The organism is Argonema galeatum A003/A1 (assembly GCF_023333595.1).
In the GTDB taxonomy this organism is placed as follows: domain Bacteria; phylum Cyanobacteriota; class Cyanobacteriia; order Cyanobacteriales; family Aerosakkonemataceae; genus Argonema; species Argonema galeatum.
The window spans coordinates 1-10,930 of the sequence record NZ_JAIQZM010000074.1 but is presented as its reverse complement, the minus strand read 5'-3'; the positions used below and the strand labels follow the sequence as shown (position 1 = coordinate 10,930).

The window sequence follows — 10,930 nt, the reverse complement described above, 5'->3', positions numbered from 1 at the left end:
GCGAAGCATTCCGTGAATAATTTGTTGGTTGAACCCAAAGATCTTTGACGGAATGCGAAAGCCCCTACAGGGATAAATAAAAAAAGCTCTGTCTGTGACCGTGCTGAGTATAGTGTCACTCGGTTTCATCGGTAGGCCAATAAACTTCTGAATCTAAACGAGAAGGGTCGCCATTTCGGTGGGTAGGAAGTTCGCGATTAGTGTCAGAAGCGCGATGGGACGATGTTGTGGATTGCTCGTAAAAATCCAAACTATTTCTTTGAGAGGCGGGTAGAGGTGCTGGATTTGACCGCCGCCCGATTGAGGAGCTAGGTTGGCGGCCAGTAAAGGTTTTCCAAGCGGTTTTGATCCCAGTCAAGACGCTGCGGGTAGTAGCTTGCACTTTTTTTGCCTGCGTCTTTGCTGAGACAACGCTTTGCTCAACTTGTTTAACAGTTTGACCGGCGCTTTTAACTCCATCGCTGACATCATCGGTTAAGTCGCTAATTTCCATCCCAGTCAGGCGAATAGCTGACAAGGTGGGGGGCAATTCGCGAGATAGGGTTTCAGCTAATTTTTCCACGCTGCGAGCGGCGCGTGCGATCTCTTGCAAAGCTGGTATAGCGGCTACCAAAACAGCCGTGAGACTGATGGCAACTAGCAAAATGGAAAATCCTAGCCAAAATAGGGGGTTGATCACAGGAGTTGAGCTTAAAGCAAGGGTTATTTTTCTGGTTCTCTCAGGGTTTCTGTGGATGTAATGTTTTGGTTGGCCACCTTAGTCCCTGAAGCATACGAATTCGAGTATAGATCTTCTACCGAATCTGGAGATGGACTTCGATCGGAAGACGCTGCGACTTCTGTCCGTTCAAATCCTTGGTGTTCTCTAGATCCTGCCTCTAAACCAGCTGAGATGGCTTCTTTGAGTCGCGCTAGGGTGCCATCCCAGTTCCGCACTGCTGTCTCGGAGAGGCGGTCTGCTTGCAGCTGTACGGTGGTAGAAAGGTCTTCCGCCAACTCCGGTAGGGCGTCGGCAGATTTTTTGAGCAGAAGTCGCGTTTCTCTGCCGGTGCGCGGTGCTATTAGTAAGCCGGTGATTGTGCCGATCGCTGCTCCGAGTAGCATACCGCCAATAAAAGCTCCAGAACGGTTATCTGACATTTTCGAGTCTCTATCCTTAAACCCATTTTAGGCGGGTTTCTAAATTAGCTAATAATCGCTCTTTGGGAGATAAGCTGTCGCGCACTTAAATTTTACTCTGGACGGGCAAGATGCCCATCCCACAAGAATCTTATCAAAGTTGACTGTAAAATTAGATGCACAGCAGCTTATCTGAGGTACGGTATACGATCGCAAAAGTGTTTTCGCTCTTGCTCTAGCACTCGCTAGCACTATTTATTTCGTAACTTTACAGACAATTTCGACACTTTTTTCGGGGATTTAGGCTGCCTTGCCAGTTTACTTCGGCCTTGCCAGACTTTGCCTACCAGACTGAGTAATCCCAGAATTTGCTGCAATTGTTTTAACTGAAGTTCCAGCAGCTGATACCGCGATCGCACCGCCGATACACCCGTCTGACCTTTGGAAATTGCATTAGGTGCCCCATGCAGCACCTTATAGGTGCTGCGTTCTGCTGCAAGTATGCCTTTTGCTGCATTTGCTACCACCCGCCGGAGTTTCCAAATGCGCCAAGCAATGTAAAAGTTGATTAAAGCGATGAGTGTGTTGAGGACTACAACGACTGTTACCATTTTTTCCTTTTGGCAACAAACTCATGTAGTTTGAGTGTGAGTCGGCTGCTGGACTAATGATAGCTGTACTTGTTGCGGTGTTTCCACTAATTATCCTTGGTGTTGGCCTTAACCATCATCCTAATCTGAAAAAATAAATTCCAAGTTCCGGGCTAATTATGTAAACGTCAATTGTTCGATTTCTGGCAATATCTTCTGTAATAACAGACTCATAACCCCAACCTCCTCAGATTTTCTCGAATTGCTCTTTCTAATCTAGCGCTTTCCGCAAACTGCTTCCCATTTCTCTAGGATGTCGTTTATTATGGAATAAAATATAGCGTTTAATCCAATTAATGTAGCTTTTTTCCGTTTTGTAAGAGTAATGTTTCAGACGAATGACATCACTTACTTGTTCAAGGAGTTTTTTGGGAAGTTGTTCCATAAGATGAGATCCAGAATGTTTCTTGATAGTATGACTATCTGGTATGTTATCCCGAAAGTTTCTGGTTGTTATCGGAGAATATACGGAATGTTTCTAGCTATCATCCTCCTATGGGGTGATTATCCCGAAAGTTTAGGCTTTGTGTTCCACCGGGGTTGACAAGACGGAAAGTTTCGGGATAATAAATAGTTGGGTACTCGTAGGCTATATCAAAAGTCCGCATTGATTGATGCTCTTGAAGTGATGCTCTTGAAGAGGTTTCGGTTATGAAATATAGGGTTACAGTATTGAACAACGAGTGGTCGCGCAAGCTTTAGTAAAGCAAGAGGAATGTATGTCAGCCTTTGATCCAGCACAGTTCGTTAATCGCATTGGGCAACGGCTTGTATGGGAGTTCGCAGATGCAAGCGAGGCTGGTACGCCTGGACTGATTGGCAGCGCGCGCGAACATCCGGCACGTATGCAACTCGTGAAATTATTACCTACTTATGTATCTATAGGAACTGGTTTGCTAATCGATAGCGATCGTGGGCAAAGCAAACAACAAGATATTGTTATGTTCGAGCGTGACTTTTGCCCTGTCTACTCAATTAATGACGATCCGAATGCTACCTATTTTCCAATTGAGGGCGTTATTGCAAACGGTGAAGTGAAGAGTTCGGTTAATAAAAGCGTTTTATTCGAGGCATTGGATAATATTAGGTCAGCTAAGTCGCTTCGCAGGTATGTTCACAGGACTGATGAAGGACTTGGACATCTTGCCTCCTTTAGAAATTTCGGGATGGCGGTTTCCTTCGCCGCCACACCTAGTGATGAATTCAATCAAGATATCAATTTTAGGGATCAGATTTATAGCTTTATTCTTTGTAACTCATTTACCAATAGTCCAGATGCAGTTTTGAACAATCTCGTGGAATATCAACGCCGTCACGGACACGAATGTATGCCTAATATTATAATATCTCTGAATAACGGATTTATTCAGGGTATGCAGTCGAACAACATGAGCCTACAGTTCTCATTGCTCACCTCTGATAGCTTCTCATTTGTGCCAGAAAAGGATCGGTGCTTTGCGTACTTAGTCAATGAGCTACGACAACATGTCCGCGAAGCTCGCACTGTCCCGCTTCAAGCACTTGACCGTTATATGATATCTCTCAATGGCGCACTACCGTCTTGCCGAGCGCGTCGTTTTGAAATTCGGTAGTGCGATCGCCGATCTTGTAGGGTGCGTTAACGGAGTGTAACGCACCATCAAATATATACAAATGTAACGCACCATCTTTATGTTAATTTAAGGTGTGTTACGCTGTCGCTAACACACCCTACGACTGCTAATCATCCCAAGATCCTTGAGGTTTTTCCTTTCTGCCATCTTTACCCCAATCTGGCGGATAAATTCCCTGAGCAATAAACCGATGAATACTGGAATACTGCCAATCTTTGGGATTTTCACACAATCCATGTCGAACCGGATTATCATGAATATAATCACAATGGAGCGCAAAATCCCGTTCATCCCGAATTAAATGATCCCAAAAGCGACGTTGCCAAAGATTACTTTCTCCTCGCTTTTGTCGTGATTGAGAAACGGCTCGATTAACCCCTAATGCTTGTCCATAATGTTTGGTAACATAAGTTTTAATTAAGCGCAATCTCACCGACAAATCCTTATCATCAGGGGGTAAAGTCCACAAACAATGGAAATGATCGGGTAATAAAACAAAAGCATCAATACAAAAAGGATATTTTTCCTTTACTTTTTTTATTGCTTCTCGGAGAGCTTTTCTCCCTATGTCACTACAAAGCCAAGAATCTCTTTGATAAGTGACTTGTGTGATGAAATATGTACCTCCAGAAACATTAGGTCTTCGATAATTAGGCATAGGGAGCTAGTTAGGGTGAAATTAAATTATTCTTAAATTATTTATTGTATTGTCATATTGGTTGGTGCGTTACGCTATCGCTAACACACCCTACAGTGCGATCGCAACTCCTTAATCTCTAATTTACCCAAAAAAATAGAATATAGTATCACACGAGTAGAAAGGGCAAGTTTCAACCACCATCCCAACTAGGGATGGGTTGAAAGGCAAGTTAAGGTATTTGTGTTTGTATAAGTTTGATGCCAGGACGGAGATTTGAACTCCGGACACGAGGATTTTCAGTCCTCTGCTCTACCAACTGAGCTATCCCGGCAAGCTGTTTTTTCAGCGCTTAAACAATATAGCAAACTTATCGGGGTTTTGGCAAGCCCTTATGAGGAAGATTGACAAAATAATTTTATAGCGGTTTGCGCTTGGATGAGGTCAAAGATTTTTGGCCCACTCTCCAGCAATTCTTGAAGATTTATTAAAATATATCTGAATATCTGTTCATACGTTATAGTGAGAAAAGAATCGATCGCGAGAAAACATCTTATGACTACCGTAACCTCAATGAAATGTGCTTGTGAGCCTTGCCTTTGCAATGTCTCAATCAGCGACGCAGTGCAAAAAGATGGCAAGTACTATTGCAGCGACGCTTGTGCAAACGGTCACACCGATCGCACAGGCTGCGGTCATCACGGTTGTGGCTGCTAAAGGAATGTAGGGTGGGCATTGTCCACCCTACTAAGCAGTTTCAGGTAGCCCATATTTTGAGCTTAATCAAGCCAGTAACGGCTAAGAACACGAAAAACTGAACTAAAACGATACTGGGGCCAGAAGCCCAGTTGAAAATACCGGACAACAGTATGCCGATAATGCTGCTGACGATACCTATAATCGCAGAGAGTGCTAGAAAGCGGTTAAATTGGTTACTCAGCAATTTAGCAGCAGAAGCTGGGATTACTAGAAAAGCATTCACCAGTAAAATGCCGATCGCTTTGGTTGCCAAGGCGACTGTTAGAGACAGCAGTACGACAAACAAGTAGCGGTGTAACTGGACTGGGATGCCTTGAACTTTGGCTACAGCGGGATTAAGCGTCAACAGGATTTGCTGCTGTAGCGTTGATAGCAGATAGATTGCAGCACTCAGGACTAACATCAGCGTGAGTACTATGTCAATCTGGTCGATCGCCAGAATATCCCCAAACAGGACATTCATCAAGCCGCCGCGATAGCCTTTAATCAAGCCACTGAGGATAATGCCGACTGCCAAAGTTCCCGATAGTACAACGTTGAGGATGTTGTCGCTGGCTAAATCCGTTTGGTCGATTAAATAGAGTACCGCTAAACCAAAAGCGAGAGTGAAAGGCAGCAGCATCCAGGTGGGGTTTAATTGTAGCAAAACACCTAAAACAATTCCCACCAAAGCTGAGTGACCGACCGCATGGCTGAAAAAAGACAATTGTCGCAGGGTGACGAAGCAACCTAGTAAGCCTCCCAGCAATCCCATCAAGACGCCGCCTGCGATCGCACGCTGCATAAAAGGAAACTGTAGCAGTTCCATCAAGTTACCGCCATCAGTCACGGCCAATAAGCTAGCATGATAGTGAGCAAGTTCGTTCAGGGAAATCATTATCGAAACACCCATTCCAATACAAAAGACATAAAAATTAATTTCACTTGTAACTTTAATATGTCAATTCAGCCAAGCTTTAATGGTGTCGTAACTAATCTCGTTAAGCAGCAAGAAAGCCTCACCTGTCATCCGCCACACGCCGTTGAGATTGAAGATGTTCAAGATCTTCAGCAGGAAATCCTTAATACAGACAAAGCTCAGCGCATGGCAGAGTTTTTTAGTTTATTGGGAGATGCCAATCGGCTGCGAATTCTCTCAATTTTAGCAGTAAAAGAACTCTGCGTTTGCGATTTGGCAGTAGCGCTAGAGATGAGTGAATCAGCAGTTTCCCATCAAATGCGCGTCTTACGGACAATGCGATTAGTGAGTTACCGCAAACAAGGACGAAATGTTTTTTATCGCCTTCTAGATCATCATGTATTAGAACTTTATCGATCGGTTGCAGAACATTTGGATGAAACGGCTTAAATTTTGTATTTTGGATTTTAAATCTAAAATCTAAAAGGCTACCAGTCATTCGCCAGGACAGTGGAACCCCACCCCCAACCCCTCCCCGCAACAGGGAGGGGAGTATTTCTCCCCCCTCTCCTCTGGAGGAGAGGGGGGTTAGGGGGGTGAGGTTTCTTCTGGTAATGGTTGGTAGCCATCTAAAATCTAAAATTAATGTCTGTGTTGATAGCGACTGAAGGCTGGGCCGTAAGTCGCTAGCAAGTTTTCGGGGGAAAGAATAGTATCTGGCGTTCCGGAACAAACTAATGTTTGGTTGAGACAGAGGACGCGATCGCAGTGGCGGTTCACCATATCTAAATCGTGAGAAATTTGTAGCACTGTCCAACGTTGTTCGTTCTTCAGTTCATTCAACAAAGTGTAAAAATCGGCTTCTCCTGAAACGTCCAATCCGGCAAACGCCTCATCCAGTACCAATAACCGCCGGGGACTCACCAAGCAGTAAGCCAATAATACCCGCTTTAGTTCGCCACCGCTGAGAGTGCCGATCGCTTGCTTGCGTAGGTGGTAGGCATTCACTCGGTGCAATGCTTGTGCGATCGCCTCTGCTTTTTCCGGATTCTCCCAGATCGAAGAAAAAGGAAAAAAGGAAAAATCTTTCTTTTTCCTTCCCCCTTTTTTAAGGGGGGGTAGGGGGGGATCGCCTTCATGCCGGGTTACGCCATTTTGTCTTTCATTCTCCCATCCCAGTCCTACCAATTCAGCAACAGAAATGGGAAAACTGCGATCGAATATAAAATGTTGAGGAATGTAGCCAATCTGACGCTGCCGACGCCCTAGCTGTTTGACTGGCAGACCAAAAATCTCTACTTTTCCAGCAGTGTGCGGCATCAGGTCTAGAATTGCTTGCACAAGCGTACTTTTCCCCGAACCATTCGGGCCGATCACTGCCGTATCTGTTCCAGGTAGCAGTTCAAAAGAGACATCCCGAATAGCTTGGTAGGTTCCCCGGTACACCGTTAAGCCTTCTACCTTCAAAACGGGGAGTGACTCAAAATTCATTTCATCCAATTTAACTTTATTAATTACAAACTCAAAACTTTTTAATCTACCGACAAGCAGATTCAAGGGTTTGCAGATTGGTTTTCATCGCAGTGAAGTAATGCTGCGGATCTAGTGGCCCAATTTCCAGAGAATCCAGCGGGCGGAGGGTCAAATTCAAATCTTGGGAAAGACTTTTGAGCAATTTGTTGTCTACCCCAGGTTCCCCAAACAAAGCCTTTACTTTGTACTGTTTTACGGCTGCGATCGTCTTTTGGATATCTGTTGGTGAAAGTTGATCTTCGGGAATTTCAACTACAGCAACCTGTTTGAGTTGATACCGCTGTGCCAAGTAAGGATAAGCATCGTGGAAGGTAACAAAGGTGCAATTGGGATATCGCTGCAAACTCTGCTTAAACTGGCGATCGATTTCTTGCAGTTGCTCAATATAGGCGCTAGCATTAGCTTGATAGCCTGCTTTATTTGCTGGATCTGCTGCAATTAAACCATCGCGAATATTTTCTACCTGTTTGATTGCCAATACCGGATCTAGCCAAACATGAGGATTGCCAGCTTCACGATCGTGGTCGTTGTCTGCTTTTTCGGTTGGTTTAACGACGGGCGAGATTTCCTGCAAAGGTTTAATGCCATTCGACGCTTCAATCTCTTTTAGCTTCGTATTTTGGGCGTTTTTCACGGTATTTTCGAGAAATTCTTCCAAACCGAAGCCATTTTTGACCAGCACATCAGCTTGCGCTAAAGCCTGCACATCCTTTGGCGTTGCCTGGTACTCATGCACTTCCGTACCCGGCGGCACCAAAACTTCTACCTTCGCCAAATCCCCCGCAACTGCCTTGGTGAACCAGTATATGGGCAAAAATGTCGCCACAACTTTGAGTTGTTGCGACTGTGGGGAAGACTCGGTGGTGGGAGACACGGGTGCCGAATTAGATTGGTTACAGCCAGTTGCGGCTAATACAGGCAGCAGCAAGGCGATTAACAATCCTTGCAAATTAGGGCGCATCACGGTTTTTCTCCTGGGAAGGCGAGTCAGAGGTCTATCGATTTTGGATTCTAGGATTTTGGATTGACTCTGACACAGATGTAATGAGAATCGATCTAAATTCTAAACTAGATGCGAGAATAAATCTCATTCTACTACAGGATTCTTCTTCGCCAAGACAACAGACACTCCCATAGGGTCGAATTCGCACTTGGCTATAGAACAGGACTTACGCAAAAATCCTGATTTTGCCCCCCTTGCCAGGGCCCCCCAAATCTGGGGGGAGAAAAAACTTATTCCCCCAGATTTGGGGGGTTAGGGGGGCAAATGCCTAAGTCCTATTGAAATCAGATATCATTAAGTCTTACCGAAAAAGACCTTTTGTCTGGATACGGCGATACGATCGGCCCAAAGAGCATTTTCAAACGAATGCTGATAATCTGGAATCGGTGTGAGGAGTAAAAGGTTCAATATGTTAAAACTTTTGTGCAATTATCTGCTATTGAGCCCAGCGGTACTGGGTGCGACACTAGCGATCGCAGCAGCAACAATCCCAGCGTCCTACGCAGACGAAATCCCAGCGACACCTCAAGTGGGGGTTCCCGCCTCCCCCGATGCGACAAGCACTTTAGATCAAATCAACCGCTACAACAGCCAAAAACCTAAAAACTCTCTGTCTCAAGTAACCTCGGTTTCGCAACTGCGGGACGTTCAACCGACAGACTGGGCATTTCAAGCCCTACAATCTCTTGTTGAGCGCTACGGTTGTATTGAAGGTTATCCCGATCGCACTTATCGCGGCAACCGCGCCTTGACCCGCTATGAATTTGCCGCTGGCTTAAATTCTTGCTTAAACCGGATACAAGAATTGATTGCGGCAGCAGGAGGCGGTGGGATAAGTACAGAGGAAATAGCCACCCTCCGGCGATTGCAAGAAGAATTTAGGGCTGAACTCACTACCCTGCGCGGTCGCGTGGATGCACTGGAAGCACGCGCAACGCGACTGGAAGCACAGCAATTTTCCACGACTACGAAACTTGCCGGAGAAGCGATTTTTGCGGTGGCAGGTATCGTCAAAGGAGATGATGCTTTTGGCCGCGAGATAGACAACCAACCTATTTTTGCCGATCGCGTTCGCCTCAACTTTGAAACCAGCTTTACCGGCAGAGACAGGTTGAGAACGCGACTGCAAGCAAGTAATCTGGGTGCGTTTTCTGCGACTTCCACCTTAACCCCGGAAGGCGATTTATCTTTTGGTGGTGGCCCTTTTGAGCAATCGGGCAATAATGATATCGTCCTGGATGAGTTGTCCTACACTTTTCCTTTAGGCAAACGCACTGAGGTCGTGATCGGCGCAAATGCTACCGGATCGGATAGCTTTGCCAACACCCTAAACGTCCTGGATGGAGATGGCGGAAGCGGTGCTTTGTCTCGCTTTGGCACGCGCCACGCTATTTATTATCTGGCGGATGGCGCTGGCATAGGGCTCAGGCACGAGTTAAACGATAACATTGAAATCAGTTTGGGCTATCAAGGCACCGCAGTCAACGATCCGAGAGATGGCAGCGGTTTGTTTGATGGGCCTTACGGTGCGCTGGCACAGGTTGTGTTTAAGCCGGGTGCTGGCTTCCAACTGGGTTTGACTTACGTTCACTCCTACAACAGGGATCTCGGAACTGGCAGTCGGGTTGCTAATTTGCGATCGACTTTAGCAGCTTCCACGCCGTTTGCTGGTGATAACAATTTGCCAATTTCCAGCAACTCCTACGGTGTCGAGCTATCGTGGCAACTAGCCCGTAATTTTGTGATCGGCGGTTGGGCTGGCTACACGAATACTCGCACTCTTTCTACGCTGGGCGGACAAATTAACCGTGGCAATATCGATATCTTTAACGGTGCCGTTACCCTTGGTTTTCCAGACCTGGGTAAGAAAGGCAACCTTGGAGGTATCATCCTGGGTATTGAGCCGATCGCTGACGCCAGTGCTAATCTATCCAACGATTTATTTAATGCTGGTTTAGGTGGCGACGATGACGACCCTTCATACCACATAGAAGGGTTCTACCAAATCCAAGTGAGCGATAATATCTCTATTACGCCTGGGGTTATCTGGCTCACGGCTCCAGACCACAACAAGAACAACGATGATGTGATTATCGGTACGATCCGAACGACGTTTAGTTTCTAGTCATTGGTCATTGGTCATATCCTGTCCGGTTGCATCGGTGGTACATCAACGAGTTACCAAAATTGTCTGTTGTTATCGATGGTTAAATTTTAACCGCAGATGAAGACAGATGAACGCAGATGAACGCAGATATGAAAAGGCGAATCTTTCAACTAATGACCAATGACTAATGACTAATATCAAGATAAAAAAATACCAGCCTCTTCAAAGACTGGTTTGACAAATTAAATACGTTGTGTTGTCGCTTGAATTTGAGGAAACCCGAACTGTGCGTTCCCAAGTTCACAGTGGGTAAAGCTCTGTAAACTTATTGTAACATGAGAAACAACTTTACAAAAGTTTACTTTAAAGAATTTACTTCTTTAGGCAGAGGTTATTTCTGTGTCCCTCTATTTATATAGTCTACGCGACTACGGCGAAATTCCACCGTTAAAATACGTAAATCTGATATTAATTTTGGTCACTTCGCGTGATATACTGAGCGGTCCCTTCCCGCCAGAAGATTATCTATCATTCTTTTTCCCCTCTGCCCCTCTGCCCCTCTGCCCCTCTGCCCCTCTGCCCCTCTGCCCCTCTGCCCCTCTGCCCCTCTG

At 45.6% G+C, this 10,930-nt stretch carries 12 protein-coding genes and 1 tRNA gene; 4 read left to right on the top strand and 9 right to left on the bottom strand.

Features of this window, described 5'->3' with window-relative positions; all coding sequences use genetic code 11:
* Positions 1 to 115 precede the first annotated feature (115 nt).
* From LAY41_RS31740 to LAY41_RS32945, 4 genes are all read right to left on the bottom strand, one after another.
* Complete coding sequence (locus tag LAY41_RS31740; RefSeq protein WP_249106657.1) at positions 116 to 679, bottom strand: DUF948 domain-containing protein; 564 nt, start codon at positions 677 to 679, stop codon at positions 116 to 118.
* A 23-nt stretch (positions 680 to 702) separates the two neighbouring features.
* Positions 703 to 1,140, bottom strand: coding sequence for a YtxH domain-containing protein (locus LAY41_RS31735; protein ID WP_249106655.1), 438 nt, complete (start codon positions 1,138 to 1,140; stop codon positions 703 to 705).
* Positions 1,141 to 1,370: 230 nt separating this feature from the next.
* Complete coding sequence (locus LAY41_RS31730; RefSeq protein ID WP_249106654.1) at positions 1,371 to 1,730, bottom strand: hypothetical protein; 360 nt, start codon at positions 1,728 to 1,730, stop codon at positions 1,371 to 1,373.
* Positions 1,731 to 1,980: 250 nt separating this feature from the next.
* The gene (locus LAY41_RS32945; RefSeq protein ID WP_420840366.1) at positions 1,981 to 2,154 is read right to left on the bottom strand and encodes a phage integrase N-terminal SAM-like domain-containing protein; all 174 of its coding nucleotides are present in this window, start codon (positions 2,152 to 2,154) and stop codon (positions 1,981 to 1,983) included.
* A gap of 334 nt (positions 2,155 to 2,488) precedes the next feature.
* Between LAY41_RS32945 and LAY41_RS31720 the strand changes: the two genes are divergently transcribed.
* Positions 2,489 to 3,361 (top strand): DUF6602 domain-containing protein, encoded by an 873-nt coding sequence (locus LAY41_RS31720; RefSeq protein ID WP_249106651.1) that lies wholly within the window; start codon positions 2,489 to 2,491, stop codon positions 3,359 to 3,361.
* 127 nt (positions 3,362 to 3,488) lie between these two features.
* Here the strand turns inward: LAY41_RS31720 and LAY41_RS31715 are convergent, their stop codons facing one another.
* Positions 3,489 to 4,040, bottom strand: a complete 552-nt coding sequence (locus LAY41_RS31715) for an REP-associated tyrosine transposase (RefSeq protein WP_249106649.1) — start codon at positions 4,038 to 4,040, stop codon at positions 3,489 to 3,491.
* A 240-nt stretch (positions 4,041 to 4,280) separates the two neighbouring features.
* Positions 4,281 to 4,353: transfer RNA gene (locus LAY41_RS31710), tRNA-Phe, on the bottom strand.
* 221 nt (positions 4,354 to 4,574) lie between these two features.
* Here LAY41_RS31710 and LAY41_RS31705 point away from each other — a divergent pair.
* Positions 4,575 to 4,736, top strand: a complete 162-nt coding sequence (locus LAY41_RS31705) for a metallothionein (protein WP_249106647.1) — start codon at positions 4,575 to 4,577, stop codon at positions 4,734 to 4,736.
* A gap of 40 nt (positions 4,737 to 4,776) precedes the next feature.
* Here the strand turns inward: LAY41_RS31705 and LAY41_RS31700 are convergent, their stop codons facing one another.
* Positions 4,777 to 5,655, bottom strand: coding sequence for a metal ABC transporter permease (locus tag LAY41_RS31700; RefSeq protein ID WP_249106645.1), 879 nt, complete (start codon positions 5,653 to 5,655; stop codon positions 4,777 to 4,779).
* Positions 5,656 to 5,715: 60 nt separating this feature from the next.
* On the opposite strand from LAY41_RS31700, the gene LAY41_RS31695 reads away from it, so the two are divergent.
* On the top strand, positions 5,716 to 6,126 hold the full coding sequence (locus tag LAY41_RS31695; RefSeq protein ID WP_249106643.1) for an ArsR/SmtB family transcription factor: 411 nt from the start codon (positions 5,716 to 5,718) through the stop codon (positions 6,124 to 6,126).
* A gap of 192 nt (positions 6,127 to 6,318) precedes the next feature.
* Here LAY41_RS31695 and LAY41_RS31690 read toward each other — a convergent pair whose 3' ends face one another.
* Together LAY41_RS31690 and LAY41_RS31685 are read right to left on the bottom strand one after the other, a co-directional pair.
* Complete coding sequence (locus tag LAY41_RS31690) at positions 6,319 to 7,167, bottom strand: metal ABC transporter ATP-binding protein (RefSeq protein WP_249106636.1); 849 nt, start codon at positions 7,165 to 7,167, stop codon at positions 6,319 to 6,321.
* A gap of 46 nt (positions 7,168 to 7,213) precedes the next feature.
* Positions 7,214 to 8,170 (bottom strand): metal ABC transporter solute-binding protein, Zn/Mn family, encoded by a 957-nt coding sequence (locus tag LAY41_RS31685; protein ID WP_249106658.1) that lies wholly within the window; start codon positions 8,168 to 8,170, stop codon positions 7,214 to 7,216.
* A gap of 451 nt (positions 8,171 to 8,621) precedes the next feature.
* On the opposite strand from LAY41_RS31685, the gene LAY41_RS31680 reads away from it, so the two are divergent.
* Complete coding sequence (locus LAY41_RS31680; RefSeq protein ID WP_249106634.1) at positions 8,622 to 10,337, top strand: iron uptake porin; 1,716 nt, start codon at positions 8,622 to 8,624, stop codon at positions 10,335 to 10,337.
* Positions 10,338 to 10,930 lie beyond the last annotated feature (593 nt).

Coding starts and splice junctions, on each gene's coding strand:
- LAY41_RS31735 (WP_249106655.1), bottom strand. CDS start 1,140: ATGTCAGATAACCGTTCTGGAGCTTTTATTGGCGGTATGCTACTCGGA.
- LAY41_RS31730 (WP_249106654.1), bottom strand. CDS start 1,730: ATGGTAACAGTCGTTGTAGTCCTCAACACACTCATCGCTTTAATCAAC.
- LAY41_RS32945 (WP_420840366.1), bottom strand. CDS start 2,154: ATGGAACAACTTCCCAAAAAACTCCTTGAACAAGTAAGTGATGTCATT.
- LAY41_RS31720 (WP_249106651.1), top strand. CDS start 2,489: ATGTCAGCCTTTGATCCAGCACAGTTCGTTAATCGCATTGGGCAACGG.
- LAY41_RS31715 (WP_249106649.1), bottom strand. CDS start 4,040: ATGCCTAATTATCGAAGACCTAATGTTTCTGGAGGTACATATTTCATC.
- LAY41_RS31705 (WP_249106647.1), top strand. CDS start 4,575: ATGACTACCGTAACCTCAATGAAATGTGCTTGTGAGCCTTGCCTTTGC.
- LAY41_RS31700 (WP_249106645.1), bottom strand. CDS start 5,655: ATGATTTCCCTGAACGAACTTGCTCACTATCATGCTAGCTTATTGGCC.
- LAY41_RS31695 (WP_249106643.1), top strand. CDS start 5,716: ATGTCAATTCAGCCAAGCTTTAATGGTGTCGTAACTAATCTCGTTAAG.
- LAY41_RS31690 (WP_249106636.1), bottom strand. CDS start 7,167: ATGAATTTTGAGTCACTCCCCGTTTTGAAGGTAGAAGGCTTAACGGTG.
- LAY41_RS31685 (WP_249106658.1), bottom strand. CDS start 8,170: ATGCGCCCTAATTTGCAAGGATTGTTAATCGCCTTGCTGCTGCCTGTA.
- LAY41_RS31680 (WP_249106634.1), top strand. CDS start 8,622: ATGTTAAAACTTTTGTGCAATTATCTGCTATTGAGCCCAGCGGTACTG.